The following is a 20,135-nucleotide window of genomic DNA, read 5'->3' as shown; positions in this document are numbered from 1 at the left end:
ACCAGGCCACCCGAACGAGAGGTGCCCTTCGACAAGCCCGGAACCAGTGGTCTTCACTCGCCCTTGAATTCCGTCTTGCGCTTCTGCAGGAACGCAATCGCCCCTTCCCGCGCATCCTTGCTGTCGCCGGCAATCCGCTGGCCTTCTGCTTCCCGCACCAGCGCAGTAGCATAATCGCTTTCGAGTGCCGCCGCCAGATTCTGGCGCATCACGCCCAATGCCACAGTGGGTCCGCCCGCCAGGCGTTTCGCCAGAGCGCCGGTTTCGTCCATCAGCGCATCATCGTCGACACATTTGTAGATCAATCCCCATTCTGCGGCTTTTTCGCCATGAATTTTCTCGCCGAGCAACATCATCTCGGTTGCCCGGGCCTTGCCGACCAGGCGAGTCAGCATCCACGATGCACCACCGTCGGGCACAAGGCCGATATTGACGAAAGCCTGGAGGAAATAGGCTGATTTCCCGGCAATCGCGAAGTCGCTGGCCAAGGCTATGGAACAGCCGACGCCCGCCGCCGGGCCGTTGACCGCGGTGATTGTCGGGATATCCAGCTTCGCCAGTTTCAGCATCAACGGGTTATAATGCTGGAGCAGCGCCGCATAGCTCCCCTGCCCGCCGGACAAGGCGCTGTCATTCTTGGCTTGCAAGTCGGCACCGGCACAGAAGGCACGGCCTTCGCCGGTAATTACCAGAGCGCGCGCGTCTTCCAGCTTGTCGAGCGCGATGAATATATCATCCGCCATGCCCAGCGAGCAGGCATTCAGCCTTTCCGGCTTGTTGAGCGTGATCGTTGCAACCTGATCGGTGATGTCGAGCTTGATATTTTCGAATTCCATAATTGATCCCTTTGTATGGCTGGTCATCCTGAATTTGTTTCAGGACCGCATGAGATCCTGAAACAAATTCAGGATGACGAGCGTAAGATTAATGCCCCTTGGGCGTTTCCATGATTTCGGTTAGCATCCCGCCCATATCCTTGGGATGCACAAAAAAGATAAGCGTGCCATGTGCACCGATGCGCGGTTCACCAAGCACTCGCTTGCCCATCGCTTCGAATTCGGCCTTGGCGGCGTGAATATCGGGCACTTCAAAACAGACATGATGCTGGCCGCCGAGCGGGTTCTTGGCGAGAAAGCCATGGATCGGACTATCTTCGCCGAGCGGCTCGATCAGTTCGATCTGGGTGCCATTGGTCAGACCTTCGGCCGGCGTATCGACGAAACAGACTTTCACGCCCTGCGCCGGCAGGTCAAATGGCTCGCAAATCGAAGTAGCGCCCATGACATCGCGCCAATGGGCGATGCTGTCGGTGATCGATGGCGTCACTACGCCGATGTGATTGAGACGACCTAGTTTCAATGTGCTTCTCCGTGCGGAATGAATTTATGGACCAGCGGCGCGATGCCTGCCCCAACAAGGACGCCCAATATGCCCGACAAGAGCGCAAAGGCTATCCCGCCGACCATCAGCTTGGCCGAAGTCGGGAACAGGCCGAGCAAGGGATGCGACAGCCATTCGATCAGATGTTCCGGCCCGTGCCAGCCAAGCGCGGCAACATTATGCACCAGCAATCCGCCACCGACCCAGGCCATGGCCAGCGTGCCGATGATCGACAGGGCGGCGAGCAGTTTCGGCATCAGCCTGACCAGGCTGCAACCAAAGGAGCGCAACGCGCCTTCGTTATTCTGGGCAATATGCAGGCCGATATCATCCATCTTCACGATCAGCGCGACCGCGCCGTAAACCGCCACGGTAATCGCTATGCCGATGACCGCGAGGATGATCGCCTGTTCCCACCAGACCTGGTCGGTCAGCTCCGACAGGGCAATCGCCATGATCTCGCCGGACAGGATCAGGTCGGTACGGATCGCGCCCGAGACCATTTCTTTCTCCCGCCCCGGCCCCTCGATAATCGCGGGCTGTTCATGCTTGGTGGACTCGTCGACGTGGAAAAATTCGAGCACCTTCTCGGCGGCTTCGTAACAGAGAAACAATCCGCCGAAAATCAGGATGATCGGTATCAAAAAGGGCGCAAATTGTCCCAAAAGGACCGCTGCGGGTAGCAAGAAGACCAGTTTGTTCTTGAACGATCCCTTGGTGATCTTCCAGATCATCGGCAATTCGCGCGACGGATCAAAACCGGTGACATAGGTCGGCGTAACCGCCGCATCATCGATCACCACACCGGCGGATTTGGTCCCAGCGCGCGCTGCAGCGGCACCGATATCGTCAACCGACGCGGCCGCAACTTTCGCAATGGCTGCGACGTCGTCGAGAAGGGCTACTAATCCTGTTGGCATCAGTTTCCACCGTCATTGCGAGCGCAGCGAAGCAATCCAGTGCGTCGCTCGCGGCTCTGGATTGCTTCGTCGCATTCGCTCCTCGCAATGACGGAACGACCTTCAACCATGGGCAATATCCTCGTATAAATCCCGCCACTGCGGATTGAACGCCTCTATCAAAGCCAATTTCTTCTTCCTTGAACCAGCCTTGATCTGCTTTTCTCGCAATATCGCGGCTTCCATAGTTTCGTGCATTTCAAACCAAACCAGCATTTTGCATCCATAACGTTTCGTAAAACCGTCCGCTATGCCCTCCCGATGCTGCCAAACTCGCTGCGGAAGCTTTGAAGTAACCCCGGTGTAGAGCGTGCCGTTGCGCTTGTTTGTCATAATATAGACCGCGGGCTGCTTCACGCTCTTCCACCACCGTCATTGCGAGAAGCGAAAGCGAAGCGGCAATCTAGAGCCACACACACCGCCCTGGATTGCTTCGCTTCTCTCGCAATGACGGAGAATGACTTTCACTTCACATCCTCACAACGGAATATTGTCATGTTTTTTCCACGGGTTTTCGAGCTGCTTGTTGCGCAGCTTGCGGAGACCCAGAGCCACCCGCCGCCGAGTCGAATGTGGCAGGATTACCTCGTCGATAAAGCCTTTTTGCGCCGCGATGAACGGGTTGGCGAAGCGGGCTTCATATTCCGCCGTACGCTCGGCAATTTCTTCCGGTGTCTTGCCGCGGAAGATGATCTCGACCGCGCCCTTGGCGCCCATCACGGCGATTTCGGCGGTCGGCCAGGCATAGTTGAGATCGCCGCGCAGGTGCTTGGACGCCATCACGTCATAAGCGCCGCCATAGGCCTTGCGGGTGATGATGGTGATTTTCGGCACCGTCGCTTCGGCATAGGCGAAGAGCAGCTTCGCGCCGTGCTTGATGATCCCATTATGCTCCTGGCTGGTACCAGGCAGAAAGCCGGGCACATCGACCAGAGTGATGATCGGAATGTTGAACGCATCGCAATAACGGACAAAGCGCGCAGCCTTCTTAGATGCATTGATATCGAGACAACCGGCGAGCACCATTGGCTGGTTGGCGACGACACCGACGGTGGAGCCTTCCATCCGGCCAAAGCCGCAGATGATATTGCCGGCATGGGCCGGCTGGACTTCAAAGAAATCGCCTTCGTCGACCATCTTGCGGATGACTTCGTGCATATCATAAGGCTGGTTGGCATTGTCCGGTATCAGCGTATCGAGGCTTTCCTCGAGCCGGTCCCACGGATCGGCGGTCGGGCGCTCCGGCACTTCTTCGCGGTTAGAAAGCGGCATGAAATCGATGAAATCGCGTGCCGCGAGCAACGCCTCGATATCATTTTCATAAGCGACATCGGCGACGCTGGTCTTGGTCGTGTGCGTTACCGCCCCGCCCAGTTCTTCTTGCGTCACTATCTCGTTGGTGACGGTCTTGACCACATCGGGGCCGGTGACAAACATGTAGCTGCTGTCCTTCACCATGAAGATGAAATCCGTCATCGCCGGTGAATAGACCGCGCCGCCGGCGCAAGGCCCCATGATCAGGCTGAGCTGCGGAATGACACCGCTGGCAAGAACATTTTTCTGGAATACATCGGCATAGCCGCCAAGCGATGCCACGCCTTCTTGAATACGCGCGCCGCCGCTGTCGTTGATACCAATGACCGGAGCGCCGACTTTCATCGCATTGTCGAGCACCTTGCAGATTTTCTCGGCATGGCGTTCGGAAAGTGAACCGCCGAATACGGTGAAATCCTGAGAGAAGACAAAGACCAGGCGGCCGTTGATCGTGCCGGATCCGGTGACCACACCATCACCGGGAATATGCTGGTCATCCATGCCGAAATCGACGCAATTATGTTCAACATACATGTCGATTTCTTCGAACGATTCATGGTCGAGCAATATCTCGATCCGTTCCCGCGCGGTCAGCTTGCCCTTGGCATGCTGGCTATCAATCCGCTTTTGCCCGCCGCCGAGCATGGCTTCGGCGCGCTTGGCTTCCAATTGTGCGATAATGTCTGACATTAAACCCCCGGCTGTGAATCACTTGGTGCGATATGCCCTAGTCAATGCACAGCCGGTTAGGCAATCGTCAATAGTAATTAATCGCGCGATTAAACCTGAGCTTTGGCCGCGCGTGCCGTAACGTTATCTATTTAAGCAGTACCAGCTCCTCCGACATGCTGGGGTGCAGGGCAACCGTATCGTCAAAAGCCTGTTTGGTCAGGCCTGCTTTTACCGCTACCGCCGCAGCCTGCAATATTTCCGGTGCATCGGGGCCAATCATATGCAAGCCGAGTATCTTCTCGGTCGGATGCTCGACAATCATCTTGTAGAGACTCCGCTCAGCCCGGTCGGCAAATACATTGCGCATTGCCCGGAAATCGGAAGAATAGACCTTGATATTGCCATATTGTTCGCGCGCTTCGCTCTCGGTCAGGCCAACGGAAGCAATGGGCGGCTGAGAGAATACCGCCGAGGGGATATTGTCATAGTCGACCGTGCGCGGGTTATCGCCGAACACGGTGTCGGCAAAAGCCTGTCCCTCGCGAATGGCGATCGGCGTCAACTGGACCCGATCCGTCACATCACCAACGGCGTAGATATTGTCGACATTGGTCTGGCTATATTCGTCGACTTTGATGGCATTTCTGTCATTGGTCGCGACGCCGGCATTTTCCAGCCCCAAACCGTCGATTTTTGGTCGCCTTCCGGTCGCTGCGAGCACAACATCGGCACGAATGGGCTCTTTTTTACCATCCATATACACATCCAGCGCGCCGTCTTCGCGTTTTTCAATCTTGTCGAAGGCGCAGTTGAATTTGAAATTGATGCCCTTGGCGAGCGAGATCTGGATCAGCCGGTCGCGCACGCTTTCGTCATAGCCGCGGAGGATGATATCCGACCGGTTAACGACCGTGACATCGCTACCCAAGCCATTGAAAATACCAGCAAATTCATTGGCGATATAGCCACCACCCGCAATGATGATAGTCTCCGGCAGCTTCTCGAGATGGAACATGTCGTTGGAAGTCGACATAAGATCACTGCCCGGGAAATCGGCTACCGCAGGCCATGCACCAACCGCGATCAATATATATTTGGCCGTCACGGTCTTGCCGCTAGCCAATTTGATCTCATGCGGCCCGGTCAGTTCGGCTCGCTCAAGAATAATCTCAACCCCATGGTTTTTCAACGTATCGGTATAGGCATTGTTCAGCCGGTCGACGTCCTTAAGGACGTGGTCGCGCAATCTGGTCCAGTCAAATTTGGCATTTTCCCAGGTCCAGCCAAAATTCTTGCCGTCCTCCAGTTCTTCCGAGAAATGCGAGCCATAAACCAGCAGTTTTTTCGGCACGCATCCCCGGATCACACAAGTCCCGCCAACCCGATATTCCTCGGCTACCGCGACTTTTGCGCCATAGGAAGACGATACACGCGCGGCCCGAACCCCTCCGGAACCTGCGCCAATAACGAACAGGTCATAATCATATTCAGCCATTTATAATTCCTTGTTGTCAGGCTCCGAAGGCCCGCTTTTTCAGTTCTTCGGTCGATGCATCCAATCGGCTACCATCCTCGGCCGCCAGCTTGTTTGCCATTTGCTTGCCGAGTTCGACGCCAAATTGATCGAATGGATTGATATCTAGCAAAACCGCATTCACGAAAGTCCGGTGCTCGTAGAAGGCGAGCAGCGCACCCAGTGAACGTGCTTCCACATCTTTCAATAAGATCGTGACCGACGGCCTGTCACCCGGATAGTTTCGATGACTGTCATCGGATTTTTTACCAGTCATCAGCGCCGCCCCCTGGGCGAAACAGTTTAGCAGCAGGCCATTATGGTGAGCCGGGCTCAGCGAATCGCCCGGTTGGATGACGGCGAGAAACTCCACCGGCACCAGATGACTGCCCTGATGGAGCAGTTGAAAAACAGCATGTTGGGCATCTGTGCCGACGCCACCCCAGACAATCGGACTGGAATGCAGCGAGAGCGGCTGACCATCCAGAGTCACCGATTTGCCATTGCTCTCCATCTCCAGTTGTTGAAGATAGTCGGGCACCAGGCTGAGACGCTCGTCATAGGCAAAGACCGCCCGGGTTTCGCATTCGCGCACCTGAGCATAATATTGGTCGGCAAAGGCCGCGAGAACCGGAATATTCCGATCATATGGGCTATCCAGAAAATGCTGGTCCATAGCAGCCGCGCCGACCAGCAAATCTTCAAAAACATCGGAGCCGAGCGCCAGAGCGACGCTGAAGCCTATCGAGGACCATAAGGAATAGCGTCCGCCAACGGTGCCGGAAAAGGGAAGTATCCGTGTTTCATCGACTCCCCATTGCACTGCCTGCTCAGGATCCGCTGTCAGGGCCACTACTTGACCCAACGGATCGGCAACGCCCTGTTCGGACATCCAGTCGAGCACCGATTGCGCGTTCAACAGCGTCTCGGCAGTGGTGAATGTCTTTGAGGCAATGACGAGCAAAGTCTTGCTTGCTTCAAACCGCTCCAGCACCGGCTCAAGGGCTGCGCCATCAATATTGGACACAATCGCAAGTTCATATTTTTCATCGCCGAGCTTCAGTGCCTGATGCAGCATTTTGGGCCCCAGAGCCGAACCACCAATGCCGAGATGAATAATTTGCGTAAATTCGCCCAGAGCTCCGGAGTCAATTACCTCAACCAGGCTTTTCATACGCCGGTGCAGGGATTTGGCGTTCTCGACGCTTGCCGGGTCACCGGTTCCGCGTTCCGCGCAATGCTCCGCTGCCTGGCCTTCGCTGATGTTGATCGGCTCGCCAGAAACCAAAGCATTCATCTTTGCGGCCAGCCCTATATCTTCTGTCAATTTTTGAAAGCTCTCCACGACATTCTTGTCGAGATGGGTTTTTGAAAAATCAAAATAGATACCCGCCTGCTCTAATCCGAAATCACGGACACGGTTTTCATCAGTATTGAACAGACTGGTCAGTGAAACTTGGGGGAGCGTCTTGATCGCTTGCCAAAGGCTTGAAGTCATTCAATCATCCGATCTCTATATTCCAATTTGCGCGGCCGCGTTGACAGGCCCTTGCCCTATCGGTCGAACAAGCCCGTCTCAAGTTGAAAATCGTTGCGGCCCAGAGAACGCAAGAATTCTTGACGCCAATGGCATAGTCGGCGAAGGGGCGCCATGGCGCGAAAGAAAGCAGAACGATCGGAAACCCGCGACTTTGTCGCGTTCCTTGTAAAACTAGCATTATTCATCCTGATATTACGTAGTTTCATCTTCTCTCCGTTCAACATCCCTTCGGAGTCGATGCAACCTCGCCTGGTTGTTGGTGATTATCTGCTGGTCGCAAAATGGCCTTATGGCTTCTCAAAATATAGCCTTCCATTCAATATTCCCCTGTTTCCAGGGCGGGTACTGCCACATTCGCCCGAGCCGGGCGATGTTGTGGTGTTCAAGGCTCCGCCAAGCGCCCATGATGATTATATCAAGCGGGTGATCGCCCTGTCTGGTGACATCGTTCAGGTCACCGAGGGCGTAGTCTCGATTAACGGAACGGCAGTGGAGCGGAAAAGAATCGAAGATTTCGAGCATCCGGTCACACCCAACAGCCCCTGCTACCGCGACGAGTTCCAATCGGCGGGAAGAAATGGTACGTCTATTTGCCGCTATCCACAGTTTCAGGAAACATTACCAAACGGAGTTACCTATCGCATTCTGGACATCTACGAAAATTCCGAAGGCGACGACACGCAAGCTTTCGTCGTGCCGGATGGCCATATGTTCTTGATGGGCGACAATCGCGATCGTAGCGCAGACAGCCGGTTCCCGGCCGTAGAAGGTCAGGCGATCGGAATGGTGCCGCAGGAAAACCTCGTCGGACGGGCTTTGATTTCTGTCTTCTCAACCGACGGTTCTGCTGAATGGATCAAGCCTTGGACCTGGTTTACCGCAGCGCGCTGGGACCGCATCGGAGAAACATTTTGAGTCGTCCGGAATTTCTTGATTGGATTGCCGAGATCACCAACCAGCGGCCTTTGACACCAGAACTTTATATCCGAGCCGCGACTCATGGCAGCCACGGCGAAGCAGACTATCAGCGTCTGGAGTTTCTGGGTGACCGAATATTGGGGCTCGTGATTGCAGATCATCTCTATCATCAGTTTCCGGAGGAACCGGAAGGACAATTGTCCCAGCGACTCAACGGGTTGGTGTCGGGCCCGGTTTGCGGCGATGTCGCCAAGCAAATAGGTGTCGGCAGCCATATACTGCTTGGCAAACAGGCGCGTGACGATGGCGCAAGAAAAAGCGTGAAAGTTCTGGGCGACGTCATGGAATCTTTGATCGGCGCGGTCTATCTCGACCATGGAATGGAGGCTGCACGCGACTTCATAATCCGTCATTGGGCGGGCCGCGTTTCCGCAACGGTTGCTGATGTCAGGCACCCGAAATCGGCCTTGCAGGAATGGGCCGCGGCCAATAATCGCAAGGTTCCGACCTACGAACTCGTCGAAAAAAGCGGCCCACATCACGATTTGAAATTCACCGTTCGGGTGAGCGTAAACAATATAGGCGAGGTCCAGGCTACGGCTTCTGCCATTCAGGCAGCCGAGACCGAAGCTGCAAAGAAATTTCTGGAAAAATTCACATGACTCAAAAATGCGGCGTAGTGGCATTGATTGGCGCGCCCAATGCCGGCAAATCAACCCTGATCAATGCTTTGGTCGGACAGAAGGTCGCGATCACCAGTTCCAAACCGCAAACCACCCGTACGCGGCTTTTGGGCATAGCGATCGAGGAAGACACACAGCTTCTGCTGGTCGATACGCCGGGCATCTTCGAACCGCACCGCCGCCTCGATCGGGCCATGGTGTCCGCTGCCTGGGAGGGCGCCGAAGACGCTGATATTATTGTCCTGCTCGTCGATGCACGCGCGGGACTTGGAACCAAGGTTACCTCGATTGTGGAGCGGATCAAGCATCGATCCGAAAAGACAATTCTGGTAATGAACAAGGTCGATATCGCCGCAAAAGACAAAATGCTCGGCCATGTCGTCAAACTGCATGAACTGGCCGATTTTGACGAAACCTTTTTTGTCAGCGCCAAAACCGGTGATGGACTCGAAGAGCTGCGATCCTATCTGGTGAACGCGATGCCGGAAGGCCCGTGGCATTTCCCCGCTGATCAGGTTTCGGATGCCAGCGAGCGCATTCTCGCGGCGGAAATCACCCGCGAGCAGGTTTTCCGGCAGCTGCATGCGGAATTGCCCTATGCGACTGCGATTGCCATGGAACAATATAAGGAGCGGCCCGATGGCTCGCTCGAGATTCACCAGCAAATTCTTGTCGAGAAAGCGAGCCAGAAAGCCATAATCCTTGGCAAAGGCGGCCACCAGATCAAGGAAATCGGCGCGAAAGCGCGCGCCGAGCTGTCCGGCATCTTAGGCAAGCCTGTCCATCTGTATCTCCACGTCAAGGTCAGCGCGAACTGGGATGAAGATCGCAGTCTATATCAGGATATGGGTCTCGATTGGGTCAAGTAACGTCATAGATCGATGATGGGCTCATCAAGGCGGTGGCACCTGATCAGCAATTCGTCGATCTTTCGATTTGAACGTTTTCCAGCAGAATGTCGGTGTCTGGAAATATGGCGCTGAATAGATTACAATCAGACTGTAAACAAAGGTAAAGTTAGCGATAAATTAGCCTTTCGTGACGATGGTCTTCAGCAGGAACAAAGGACGTTCCGAATTGAGGACGATCTTGCAACATTTGACTTCTGATTTGAACGGCATGCGAAATATAATTATGCGCTCTGCGTCTGTCGCAGCCGTGTTCTGCATTAACTCTCTGATCGTAATCACAGCATCAAACTATACCGGAGGCTTTGCCGCGCTTTGGTCCGCAAATGCCAGCCTTGTTTTCATGCTGATGATTTTCCCACGAAAAGAGCATCGATTATATTGCGCCAGTGTTTTTCTGGCGAGTTTGACGGTCAATCTATTTTCGGGATTCACCCTAAATACCGCCATATTCTATTCATTTTCAAACGTGCTGGAGGCAGTGCTGGTTTTCCACATCCTGGTGCGGCTCGGATTTCCCCGGACAGGCCTGTATAACCCGGCGCAGTTGGTTGAGTTCGGGTTAGTTGCGGTTGTTGTGACTGCGATTTCGGCAACTACAGCGTCATTAGATAACATCGAGCAATATGGTAATGCCTGGATATCCTGGTTTGCGTCGGACTTGCTTGGGCTGCTTATCTTCCTGCCCTGTTTCAATATCATTCATGCAACTTTCACCGGCACAGAAAAATATATCTGGCCGGGTAGTAGATGGCTTGAGTTTGCAGGAATCATGTTTCTCGTATTCGCCTTTTCCGCTGCTGCGCTTGTCCAGTCTGCCGTTCCCCTGTTATTCCTAACGGCAATACCGGTTTTCATGTCTGCATTTCGTTTCGGACCGCTCGGCGGCATCGCGTCGACCTTAATCGTAGCGATCGTAGCAGAGTTCCTCACTCTTTCCGGCTTCGGTCCGATTGCCGCGCTCGATACAAGCCAGATCACCAAAATATTCGTGCTGCAAGCCTATATTGCCAGCCAGCTGATGCTGGCGCTGCCGATTGCTTCGCTATTGGCGGATAGGCAGAGCAAGGTCGAAAAAATCATTGAAAACGAAAAATTACTTCGAGTCATGGCGGAGAAAGAGCATAAAAAAGCGGAAGAAGCCAAGCTGCAAAAAATGCGCTTACTAGCACGGGACGAATTGACTGGTCTGTCGTCGAGGCGCCATATTATGGAAAAATGTGAACAGGCCCTGCATCGCGCGCAAACCAGAGCTATCCCTCTATCCATCGCCATTTTTGATGTGGATAAATTCAAGAGCGTGAATGACCGTTTCGGCCATGCCGTCGGTGATGACATACTCCATATGATTGGCAAAATTGCCAAGAAAGCCAAGTCCAAAAACCAATTGATTGGACGTATCGGTGGTGAAGAATTTCTGATTTTAATGCCAAACACATCAATCGCTGAAGCGGAAATGCAAGTCGACAAACTCCGTCTTGCCATAATGGAAACACGTTTACCCGACCCTGACATCGGGGTGACGGTAAGCGCGGGACTGGCGGATAACTCGGGCTCCCACGATCTGAAAGCAATGTTACTCTTGGCAGATAGGGCGCTGTATTCGGCCAAGGAAGATGGAAGAAACCGCCTGAAAATTGCCGCATAATTTGGCTTCTTCCAGACATTCAGTCTGCATTTCAACCATTAGACGTCTTCCTTCGCAGGGGATCAATTGGTTGAACCATAGGTAGATTTCCTGATTTCCTGCAACTTCGATTCCGAATATTCGCCGCGTGGCAAGACCAATGGTTGCTTCCCTAACCTTGGATCTACTCCGGTTTCAGAAACAAAATTCATCACAACAAAGGATTATAGATGAGCCACGTATTGCACGATCTCCATTCCGAATTTCCGGATGACAGCACCACTCTTCATGAACTGAAGATATCCGACGCACATTTCCGAACAATCTCGGACCGCTATCATGACATCAACAAAGAAATCCACCGGATTGAATCAGAAGTTGAAGCCGCTTCCGACGAGCGTAGCGATGATCTGAAAAAACAGCGCCTGCTACTTCTGGACGAGGTGGCTGCAATGATTGTCAAAGCCAAAGCGGCCTGAGAGCAAATGCGTGCACTGGTAGCGAAAGACTGAGCTACCAGTGCAGCTTTCCTTTATTTTGCTTTGGCTTTTGCCGGAGTTTTCTTGGCAGCAGGCTTCTTTTTCGCTGCTGGCTTTTTCTTCGTAGCCGGTTTTTTCTTGGCCGCAGGTTTCTTCTTCGGAGCAGCCTTCTTTGCCCGCTTCTTGGCTGGACCTTTAGCCGCACGATCATCGATAAGCTGAGCGGCTTCTTCCAGAGTCAACTGATCTTTATCGACCGTTTTAGGTAATGAGGCATTGGTCGTGCCATCGGTGACATAGGGACCATAGCGGCCATCCATCAGCTTGATCTCGGATTCGGTGCGCGGATGATTGCCCATGATCTTGAGCGGCTCCATCTTGCCGCGACCACGGCCACCACCATTTTTCGCGGCATCAGCCAGCTTCGCGACAGCAGCATTCATGCCGATTTCGAAAACTTCCGCTGTATTTTCAAGGCGCGCCGATTTGCCGTCATGGCTCAGATAGGGACCATAGCGACCGATTTGCGCCATCACGGGTTCACCCGTTTCCGGATGCTTGCCGACTTCGCGGGGAAGGGACAGTAGCTTCACGGCCCATTCGAGACCGAAATCTTCCGCTGGAATATCCTTGGGGATAGAAGATCGCTTGGCTTCTTTGCCCTCCCCTTTTTCGACATAAGGTCCGAAACGGCCTACTTTTTTGGTGATTTTTTCATCGCTGTCCGGATCGACACCCAGTTCCTGCGGACCTTCATCCTCGTCGGCATTGGCGCCGCCACCCTGCGCGAAACGCCGGGTAAATTTGCATTCCGGGTAGTTGGAACAGGCCACAAAGGCGCCAAAGCGGCCACCACGCAGCGCGAGCTTGCCTTCGTTGCAACGCGGGCACAGCCGCGGATCCGTACCATCTTCCTTTTCAGGGAACAGATAATCGCTGAGGAAAGTGTCAAGTTCTGCGGTCACTTCCGAAGGCAATTTCTCCATTACTTCAACCGTCTTCGGTTTGAAATCATGCCAGAAGGCTTCCAAAATGGCCTGCCATTGGGCGCGACCGCCGCTGACTTCATCAAGCTCATCTTCGAGACCGGCGGTATAATCATAGGCAACGTAACGGTCGAAAAAGCGCTCTAGAAATCCGGTCAGCAGCCGCCCGCTTTCCTCTGCAAAGAAGCGGTTTTTCTCGATCCGTACATAGGCGCGATCCTTCAGCGTCTTGATGATCGATGCGTAGGTCGAAGGGCGTCCAATGCCCAATTCTTCCATCTTCTTGACCAGGCTGGCTTCACTGTAGCGCGGCGGCGGCTGGGTAAAATGCTGGATCGCATCGACGGCTTTTTTGGCCGGGCTATCGCCCTTGGACATGGCTGGCAGCAATCCGCCGTCCTCGTCTTTGTCGTCATCCCTGCCTTCTTCGTAAAGCGCCAGAAATCCGGCGAATTTTACCACTTGTCCATTCGCTCGCAGGCCGGTCTTCCCAGTGCCATCTAGCATTTCCACGGTGGTCCGCTCGAGCCGGGCGGATGCCATCTGGCTGGCCATTGCCCGCTTCAGGATCAGATCATAAAGCTTGGCATGGTCGCCGGTGCCGACGGTGCGCTTGGTAAAACTGGTCGGGCGAATCGCTTCATGCGCTTCCTGCGCATTCTTGGCCTTGGACTTGTAGATACGCGGGCTGTCCGGGACATAGCTTGCGTCATAACGATCGGCGATCGCCTTGCGCGCCGCTGAAATGGCGCTGCCATCCATCTGCACACCGTCGGTACGCATATAGGTGATCGCGCCATCTTCATAAAGCTGCTGGGCAATACGCATTGTATGACTGGCGGAATAGCCGAGTTTACGCGCGGCCTCCTGCTGCAAAGTCGAAGTGGTAAATGGAGGTGGCGGATTGCGGGTAAGCGGTTTGGTTTCGATCGATTCAACCGTGAACAGGCCATTCTCGACGGCGGTTTTGGCCAACATGGCCTGATCCTCATTGGCCAGATCCATTTTGCCGAGCTTCTTGCCATCACGGACCGTCAGCCGCGCTTCAAACGCCTGGCCGCCCTGCTCCATCTGTGCAGTGACAGACCAATATTCCTGTGGCTTAAATGCCTCGATTTCCCGTTCCCGTTCGACGATCAACCGGAGCGAGACCGATTGCACACGGCCAGCAGACTTCGCACCTGGCAGCTTGCGCCAGAGTACGGGTGACAAGGTGAACCCAACCAGATAATCGAGCGCCCGGCGTGCGCGATAGGCATCGATCAGATCCTCATCGAGCGCCCGCGGATGGGCCATTGCATCGGTAACCGCAGCCTTGGTGATCGCGTTGAAGGTCACCCGGTCGACCTTTTCCGGGAGCGCTTTCTTATTCCGCAACACTTCCTGAACGTGCCAGCTAATCGCTTCCCCTTCACGGTCAGGGTCGGTCGCGAGGATCAAACGCGTTGCTTTTTTTGATTCGGCGGTAATCTCTTTGAGCTGCTTCGCCTTGTCGGGATAATTCTGCCAGGTCATGGCAAAACCCTCGTCCGGATCGACCGATCCATCCTTGGGCGGAAGATCGCGAATATGGCCGTAGGAAGCCAATACCTTGAAATCCGATCCCAGATATTTTTCAATGGTTTTGGCTTTGGCGGGTGACTCGACAATAACTAGCTGCATATGTTCCGATTTTCTCTGTTCTCACGTATACGCGCGAGGCTGTGGCAGGGATTGGGTCTAGGTCAAGGCCCTGAATGAAGATTTTTGTCAATGGCGATTGAAAATTAGCCTGTCCACCAGCGATCAGTTCAAAAGGCTTACGCGAGCACCAGCATGCCGGTTCAGCCGACCGGCGAGTTCCAGTTCGAGCAGCGCCAATTGCACCAAAGGCGCGGCCAGTCCCGATTGTCTGACCAATTCATCGACCGTAACGGGCGTGACGCTGAGCAACTCAATCACCGGTGTCCGTTCCGAGTTGTCAATATCCACACAGCGGATTTCTGGAATGTTCGCATTTTCCCCATCATCCCGCAATTCTTGGCCTGGATTCGCGGATTCCGCCCGATCATCGAAATGGCGGATCATTTCCAATATATCGTCCGCCGATTGTATCAGGGTTGCCCCTTCCCGGATAAGCATGTTGCAACCCCTGGATCGCGGATCAAGTGGAGAGCCGGGAACCGCCATTACCTGTCGGCCTGCCTCCGCGGCCAGTCTTGCCGTGATCAATGACCCGGAACGCGGCGCAGCCTCGATGACCACCGTGCCTCTGGCGAGCCCGGCGATGATCCGGTTGCGATAGGGGAAATGGCGCGCGCGCGGTTCCGTTCCCGGAGCCTGTTCTGCCAGCAACAATCCGTGTTCGGCTATTGTCCGCTGGATATCTTCATTCTCCGGCGGATAAAAAACATCCAATCCGCCTGCAATGACTGCGATCGTTGACCTTTTCAGCGAGCCTTGGTGCGCTGAAGTGTCGATGCCCCTGGCAAGCCCGGAAACCACCGAGACGCCGGCCTCCACCAGATTATTGGCCAGGTCACGGGCAAAGCGGCAGGCAGCAGCGGACGCATTTCGCGCGCCGACCATCGCGACCATCGGCTGTTGCAGCAGTTCCAGTCGCCCCTGCCAGAGCAATATCGGCGGCGGATTTCCCAGCTCGGCCAGCAAATCCGGATAAGCGGGGTCGCCGATAAAGAGCAGTCCCGCGCCAAGATCCTGGATCGCCTTCATTTCGGATGCAATTTGGCTCGCTCCGGCAATTCGCGGCGAGCGTCCGCCGCCACGCGCCGCCAAATCGGGAATAGCTTCCAGCGCGCGCGCTGCAGAACCAAATCTTCGGATCAACTGACGGTAGGTAACGGGTCCGATATTCTCGGATCGGATAAGCCGGAGCCGGTCAAACGCTTCCTGGCTTTCTCCCATTCACTTCAAGCCTTTTTTGACGCTCCGACTTTCGGTTCTTCACCGGCAATCAATCGTTCAATATTGGAGCGGTGTTTCCACAATACCAGCAGAGCCAGACCGATGAACATCGGCATGATTGCATATTCTCCCAATACGAAGGCCGCTATTGGCACCGAAATGGCAGCAAGCATTCCGCTAACTGATGAATAGCGCCACAGCGCGAGTGAGCCAAGCCAGGTGACCGCAAATATCAATCCCGCCGTGGGGATCAAGGCTGTAACAACACCCAGCAGGGTCGCAACGCCTTTGCCACCATTGAATTTTAGCCAGACAGGGTAGAGATGACCCAGAAAGGCACCCAGCCCAGCCAAAACACCCAATCCGCCAGAAATCTGCAATGCAATGAATACCGCAGCATATCCTTTGCCCATGTCGAGCAACAGGGTCAGCGCGGCCAGTCCCTTGTTGCCGGTTCGCAATACGTTCGTGGCGCCGATGTTGCCGGACCCCGTCTGGCGCAAATCACCGCCGCCAGACAGGCGGGTCAACACAAGCCCAAACGGGACCGAGCCCAGCAAATAACCGAGCAACAACGCCAATATTGGTTCTATCCACATAGATTGCACTAAAAATACCCCTATTTCGGTTCGCGCTATATTCACCATGGATGATGAGCAAGTATCTCGCCCGAAAAAACGGCCAAGGCCAAACGCTTGTCAGACGAACCGAAGCGGTTGCCGTTGCCATGCTATTCTGGCTATGGGCAAATCATGACCGAAGCGCAGAATGGCGAATGCCCTCCCTTGTTATTTTTCGATACCGGCGTTGGGGGCCTGTCGGTATTGGGCGAGACGATAAAATTGCTGCCCAACGCACCGATCGTCTATGCTGCAGATTATGCTGGCCTGCCTTATGGCATGAAGTCCGAAGCCGAATTGGCGGCCCGCGTTCCGGCGCTTCTCGGCCGTCTGGTCGAACGTTACAAACCGCAATTGGTTACCATTGCCTGCAACACGGCGTCGACAATCGCTCTCGATCACGTCCGCTCCGCCCTGGATATCCCGGTCGTCGGAACCGTGCCCGCGATCAAGCCGGCGAGCGAGATGACCAATACCGGCGTCATCGGTCTTCTCGGTACGAAGGCAACTATCCGCCAGCCCTATGTTGACCGACTCGCCTCCGATTTTGCCGCCGATAAGATTTTGCTGCGTCACGCCGCTCCCGGACTTGTCTATGCCGCTGAGGCCAAGCTGCGCGGAGAAAAACCAGACGTTCAGGTTATCGAAGAAGCCATGTTCGGACTTATCGATCAGGCCGGAGGCAAAAATATGGACACGGTCATTATGGCCTGCACCCATTTCCCGCTGCTTCGGGACGAACTGGCCGCAGCGGCACAACGACCTGTTCAGTTTATCGACGGCGCCCAGGGCATCGCTCGCCGGATCGCCTATCTGACAAAAAACACAATTTGGCCCAGCGAAAGACGAGACGGCATATTTGTTACAACAGGCGATATTGCCGATATCGAACCCTATCGCCCAGCCTTTGCGGAATATGGCATCAGACGGTTCGAAAAGCTGTAAGTCTATGGCGAACAACTCTTATTGCGAGTGGTTCGCGCTGGAAATTGTGAGAAAAGGCCGCTAAAGGCCATTTTCAGAAAACAGCTGAAACAGATTTGACGCAGGATTTGGTGCATAGTGGACTACGATAAGATTTTTTCGCAAGCGATTGACCGGCTTCATGCCGAAGGCCGCTATCGGGTATTCATCGATATTTTGCGCAACAAGGGTTCGTTCCCGAATGCCCGCTGTTTCGCGCATCATAATGGTCCGCAACCTGTTACTGTGTGGTGCTCGAACGACTATCTGGCGATGGGCCAGCATCCCGATGTTATCGCTGCGATGGAAGATGCCTTGCACGATGTCGGCGCCGGTTCTGGCGGAACGCGCAATATTGGCGGCAACACCCACTATCACATTCAGCTGGAACGGGAGCTGGCCGACTGGCACGGCAAATCCGGTGCATTGCTGTTCACGTCGGGCTATGTATCGAACGAAGCGACGCTATCAACGCTGACCAAGATTCTGCCGGGCTGCATCATTTTTTCCGACGAGCTCAACCATGCCTCGATGATTGCCGGGATCAAGAACAGCGGCTGCGAGAAACGGGTTTTCCGGCACAATGACCTGGAACATTTGGAGGAATTGCTCGCCGCCGAAGATCCGGAAGTGCCCAAGCTCATCGCCTTTGAGAGCATCTACTCGATGGACGGGGATGTCGCGCCATTGCACGCCATTTGCGATCTCGCCGACAAATATAACGCCCTCACCTATTGCGACGAAGTTCACGCCGTCGGCATGTACGGCAAGCGCGGTGGCGGTATTTCCGAACGTGACAAGGCCGCCGAGCGGATCACGATCATCGAGGGAACATTGGCCAAGGCCGTTGGCGTCATGGGTGGCTATATCACCGCTGACCAGAAGATCGTCGACGTTATCCGGTCCTATGCCCCCGGTTTCATCTTCACCACCAGCCTGTCTCCCGTGCTTGTAGCGGGCGCACTGGCCAGCATTCGTCACCTTAAGCAGTCGAGCGCGGAACGCGATGGTCAACAGGCCGCTGCGCAGAAGCTCAAGGACCTGTTTGCCGAGGCGGGCCTGCCAGTGATGGACTCCTCGACACATATCGTGCCGCTACAGGTGGGCGATCCGGTCAAGGCCAAGAAAATCAGCGACATATTGCTCGCCGAATATGGCGTCTATGTGCAACCTATTAATTATCCGACCGTACCGCGCGGCACTGAACGCCTGCGCTTCACGCCCGGACCGGCGCATAGCGAGGCGATGATGGTTGACCTGACCAAGGCGCTGGTGGAAATCTGGAGCCGGATGGATCTCGAACGGGCGATCGCCGCCTAATTTCCGGATCGGTTTTCCGCATTTCAGTTAAATTATCGAGCCAATTTCCCGATTGATGTTCACTGTTTTCGCCGCGCGATAAAAATCCGCCAGAACTTTACACAAGCGCGCGCTTTTCTTTTCTGTGACCTTTGGCCCCAGTCCGCAGAATTCCTGCCATTTTTGTTTCGGCGCTTGTTGTCGAGTGTAACCTTCCAGATCTGCATCAAAATTCGGATGGCTTCGCGCGCGGACGGGCTGCGCCGCTATCATCTATCCAAATTGTCAAAGAGCCTGAATCAGAAACTCCAGAAGATATGTCATCAGGTTCGGTGTAGGAAAGAAGAATCAGCCCCTAGCCATCCGCGATGATGTCCGCGAACCGCTGACGGTCGACATTGCCACCGGACAGGGTGATGGCGGTCCGATCGGTCAGCCCAACCTTACCGGCAAGAATGGCAGCCAGCGCAACGGCGCCGCCCGGTTCGACGACCAGACGCAATTTCTCAAATGCGACCCGCATCGCGTGATCCACCTCGGCGGCGGACACGGCGACCCCTGTCGCGTTGCGGTCTTTCAAAATGTTGAACGTGATTGGAGCGACAGTCAGTGTCTGCAGCGCGTCACAATCGGTGGCGGGCGGGTTGTTCCCTACCGGCACGATCGCGCCGCCTTCCAGCGAACGTTTCATGTCGTCCCAGCCTTCCGGTTCGACGACCATGATTTTTGCATCGGGATTGGCGAGAGCCGTGCCGCTCGCAAGACCGCCACCGCCGCAACAGATGACCAATTGATCCGGCTGGTATCCGGTTCGCGCCAGCATTTGCTCGCGTATTTCTACTCCGCAACTGCCCTGCCCTTCGACGATCCACGGATCATCGAAACTGGGGACCACCACGGCGCCGGTTTCCTGCGCCATATCAGCGGCCAGTTGCTCGCGATTGCCGCTCATCCGGTCATAGGTGATCACCCTGGCACCCAATGCTCTGGTATTCTCCAGTTTCGCTCTGGGGGCGTCCTCCGGCATGATGATCGTCGCCGGCACGCGCAGCCTGCGGGCAGCCCATGCCACGCCCTGAGCGTGATTACCGCTGGAAAATGCGATGACACCACGCTTGCGCTGATCCTCGGTCAGATCGGTCAGACGGTGCCAGCCACCGCGGATCTTGAACGCGCCGACCGGTTGCAGGCATTCCGCCTTGCACCAGATCGTCGTGTCGTCAATTTGTAAAGGCAACAGCGGCGTGGGGGGCAAGATAGCTGCTATTTTTTGCGCTGCTCGCTCCACTCCGGCCAAAGTGGGTTGCCGGTCGGGGTCTATCAGGTCTTGCTCTGTCATAGTCTCTCCCTATATGCGGGTTTCTAATTTC

The 20,135-nt window shown here is 54.9% G+C and carries 19 protein-coding genes; 7 read left to right on the top strand and 12 right to left on the bottom strand.

Annotated elements, in window-relative coordinates; translation table 11 throughout:
- Positions 1 to 53: 53 nt before the first annotated feature.
- From AZE99_RS07720 to pgi, 7 genes are all read right to left on the bottom strand, one after another.
- Positions 54 to 836, bottom strand: a complete 783-nt coding sequence (locus tag AZE99_RS07720; RefSeq protein WP_067199515.1) for an enoyl-CoA hydratase-related protein — start codon at positions 834 to 836, stop codon at positions 54 to 56.
- An 88-nt stretch (positions 837 to 924) separates the two neighbouring features.
- Entirely contained in the window at positions 925 to 1,359 is a 435-nt protein-coding gene (mce, locus tag AZE99_RS07715; RefSeq protein WP_067199513.1) for a methylmalonyl-CoA epimerase, read from the bottom strand.
- Positions 1,356 to 2,300 carry a DUF808 domain-containing protein gene (locus tag AZE99_RS07710; RefSeq protein WP_067199511.1) on the bottom strand — a complete coding sequence of 315 codons (945 nt, stop codon included), beginning with the start codon at positions 2,298 to 2,300 and terminating at the stop codon, positions 1,356 to 1,358. The genes mce and AZE99_RS07710 overlap by 4 nt, the downstream gene beginning before the upstream one ends.
- A gap of 102 nt (positions 2,301 to 2,402) precedes the next feature.
- A complete protein-coding gene (locus tag AZE99_RS07705; RefSeq protein WP_082788472.1) occupies positions 2,403 to 2,672 on the bottom strand; it encodes a GIY-YIG nuclease family protein in 270 nt (89 codons plus the stop codon).
- A 144-nt stretch (positions 2,673 to 2,816) separates the two neighbouring features.
- Positions 2,817 to 4,343, bottom strand: coding sequence for an acyl-CoA carboxylase subunit beta (locus AZE99_RS07700; RefSeq protein WP_067199507.1), 1,527 nt, complete (start codon positions 4,341 to 4,343; stop codon positions 2,817 to 2,819).
- Between the two features lie 127 nt (positions 4,344 to 4,470).
- Positions 4,471 to 5,820 (bottom strand): glutathione-disulfide reductase, encoded by a 1,350-nt coding sequence (gor, locus tag AZE99_RS07695; RefSeq protein ID WP_067199504.1) that lies wholly within the window; start codon positions 5,818 to 5,820, stop codon positions 4,471 to 4,473.
- Positions 5,821 to 5,836: 16 nt separating this feature from the next.
- A complete protein-coding gene (gene pgi / locus AZE99_RS07690; RefSeq protein ID WP_067199503.1) occupies positions 5,837 to 7,336 on the bottom strand; it encodes a glucose-6-phosphate isomerase in 1,500 nt (499 codons plus the stop codon).
- Between the two features lie 153 nt (positions 7,337 to 7,489).
- On the opposite strand from pgi, the gene lepB reads away from it, so the two are divergent.
- The 5 genes from lepB to AZE99_RS07665 all read left to right on the top strand — a co-directional run bounded on the left by lepB (position 7,490) and on the right by AZE99_RS07665 (position 11,993).
- Complete coding sequence (gene lepB, locus AZE99_RS07685; RefSeq protein WP_067199500.1) at positions 7,490 to 8,293, top strand: signal peptidase I; 804 nt, start codon at positions 7,490 to 7,492, stop codon at positions 8,291 to 8,293.
- Positions 8,290 to 8,958 carry a ribonuclease III gene (rnc, locus tag AZE99_RS07680; RefSeq protein WP_067199498.1) on the top strand — a complete coding sequence of 223 codons (669 nt, stop codon included), beginning with the start codon at positions 8,290 to 8,292 and terminating at the stop codon, positions 8,956 to 8,958. Before lepB ends, rnc begins: the two co-directional genes overlap by 4 nt.
- Positions 8,955 to 9,848: a GTPase Era gene (gene era / locus AZE99_RS07675; RefSeq protein ID WP_067199496.1), complete on the top strand. Its 894-nt coding sequence runs from the start codon at positions 8,955 to 8,957 to the stop codon at positions 9,846 to 9,848. Before rnc ends, era begins: the two co-directional genes overlap by 4 nt.
- A gap of 208 nt (positions 9,849 to 10,056) precedes the next feature.
- Entirely contained in the window at positions 10,057 to 11,535 is a 1,479-nt protein-coding gene (locus AZE99_RS07670) for a sensor domain-containing diguanylate cyclase (protein WP_231862717.1), read from the top strand.
- Between the two features lie 209 nt (positions 11,536 to 11,744).
- Positions 11,745 to 11,993: a YdcH family protein gene (locus AZE99_RS07665; protein ID WP_067199491.1), complete on the top strand. Its 249-nt coding sequence runs from the start codon at positions 11,745 to 11,747 to the stop codon at positions 11,991 to 11,993.
- A 53-nt stretch (positions 11,994 to 12,046) separates the two neighbouring features.
- On the opposite strand, the gene topA is transcribed toward AZE99_RS07665, so the two are convergent.
- The 3 genes from topA to plsY form a co-directional block, all read right to left on the bottom strand.
- Entirely contained in the window at positions 12,047 to 14,641 is a 2,595-nt protein-coding gene (gene topA, locus AZE99_RS07660; protein ID WP_067199489.1) for a type I DNA topoisomerase, read from the bottom strand.
- 123 nt (positions 14,642 to 14,764) lie between these two features.
- Positions 14,765 to 15,883 (bottom strand): DNA-processing protein DprA, encoded by a 1,119-nt coding sequence (gene dprA / locus AZE99_RS07655; protein ID WP_067199486.1) that lies wholly within the window; start codon positions 15,881 to 15,883, stop codon positions 14,765 to 14,767.
- Positions 15,884 to 15,888: 5 nt separating this feature from the next.
- Entirely contained in the window at positions 15,889 to 16,482 is a 594-nt protein-coding gene (plsY, locus tag AZE99_RS07650; RefSeq protein ID WP_067199484.1) for a glycerol-3-phosphate 1-O-acyltransferase PlsY, read from the bottom strand.
- A gap of 153 nt (positions 16,483 to 16,635) precedes the next feature.
- Between plsY and murI the strand changes: the two genes are divergently transcribed.
- Both murI and hemA read left to right on the top strand, forming a co-directional pair.
- On the top strand, positions 16,636 to 17,448 hold the full coding sequence (gene murI / locus AZE99_RS07645) for a glutamate racemase (RefSeq protein WP_067199482.1): 813 nt from the start codon (positions 16,636 to 16,638) through the stop codon (positions 17,446 to 17,448).
- A gap of 117 nt (positions 17,449 to 17,565) precedes the next feature.
- Positions 17,566 to 18,786: a 5-aminolevulinate synthase gene (hemA, locus tag AZE99_RS07640; protein ID WP_067199479.1), complete on the top strand. Its 1,221-nt coding sequence runs from the start codon at positions 17,566 to 17,568 to the stop codon at positions 18,784 to 18,786.
- Positions 18,787 to 18,813: 27 nt separating this feature from the next.
- Here hemA and AZE99_RS16385 read toward each other — a convergent pair whose 3' ends face one another.
- Complete coding sequence (locus AZE99_RS16385) at positions 18,814 to 19,038, bottom strand: hypothetical protein (RefSeq protein ID WP_067199478.1); 225 nt, start codon at positions 19,036 to 19,038, stop codon at positions 18,814 to 18,816.
- 82 nt (positions 19,039 to 19,120) lie between these two features.
- Positions 19,121 to 20,104: a threonine ammonia-lyase gene (locus tag AZE99_RS07630; protein ID WP_067199475.1), complete on the bottom strand. Its 984-nt coding sequence runs from the start codon at positions 20,102 to 20,104 to the stop codon at positions 19,121 to 19,123.
- Between the last annotated feature and the right edge of the window lie 31 nt (positions 20,105 to 20,135).

It is taken from the genome of Sphingorhabdus sp. M41 (assembly GCF_001586275.1).
In the GTDB taxonomy this organism is placed as follows: Bacteria; Pseudomonadota; Alphaproteobacteria; order Sphingomonadales; family Sphingomonadaceae; genus Parasphingorhabdus.
Note: the sequence above shows the minus strand (reverse complement) of the source record. Positions and strands in the feature narration are given on the sequence as shown.

Coding starts and splice junctions, on each gene's coding strand:
- AZE99_RS07720 (WP_067199515.1), bottom strand. CDS start 836: ATGGAATTCGAAAATATCAAGCTCGACATCACCGATCAGGTTGCAACG.
- AZE99_RS07710 (WP_067199511.1), bottom strand. CDS start 2,300: ATGCCAACAGGATTAGTAGCCCTTCTCGACGACGTCGCAGCCATTGCG.
- AZE99_RS07705 (WP_082788472.1), bottom strand. CDS start 2,672: ATGACAAACAAGCGCAACGGCACGCTCTACACCGGGGTTACTTCAAAG.
- AZE99_RS07700 (WP_067199507.1), bottom strand. CDS start 4,343: ATGTCAGACATTATCGCACAATTGGAAGCCAAGCGCGCCGAAGCCATG.
- gor (WP_067199504.1), bottom strand. CDS start 5,820: ATGGCTGAATATGATTATGACCTGTTCGTTATTGGCGCAGGTTCCGGA.
- pgi (WP_067199503.1), bottom strand. CDS start 7,336: ATGACTTCAAGCCTTTGGCAAGCGATCAAGACGCTCCCCCAAGTTTCA.
- lepB (WP_067199500.1), top strand. CDS start 7,490: ATGGCGCGAAAGAAAGCAGAACGATCGGAAACCCGCGACTTTGTCGCG.
- era (WP_067199496.1), top strand. CDS start 8,955: ATGACTCAAAAATGCGGCGTAGTGGCATTGATTGGCGCGCCCAATGCC.
- AZE99_RS07665 (WP_067199491.1), top strand. CDS start 11,745: ATGAGCCACGTATTGCACGATCTCCATTCCGAATTTCCGGATGACAGC.
- topA (WP_067199489.1), bottom strand. CDS start 14,641: ATGCAGCTAGTTATTGTCGAGTCACCCGCCAAAGCCAAAACCATTGAA.
- dprA (WP_067199486.1), bottom strand. CDS start 15,883: ATGGGAGAAAGCCAGGAAGCGTTTGACCGGCTCCGGCTTATCCGATCC.
- plsY (WP_067199484.1), bottom strand. CDS start 16,482: ATGTGGATAGAACCAATATTGGCGTTGTTGCTCGGTTATTTGCTGGGC.
- murI (WP_067199482.1), top strand. CDS start 16,636: ATGACCGAAGCGCAGAATGGCGAATGCCCTCCCTTGTTATTTTTCGAT.
- AZE99_RS16385 (WP_067199478.1), bottom strand. CDS start 19,038: ATGATAGCGGCGCAGCCCGTCCGCGCGCGAAGCCATCCGAATTTTGAT.
- AZE99_RS07630 (WP_067199475.1), bottom strand. CDS start 20,104: ATGACAGAGCAAGACCTGATAGACCCCGACCGGCAACCCACTTTGGCC.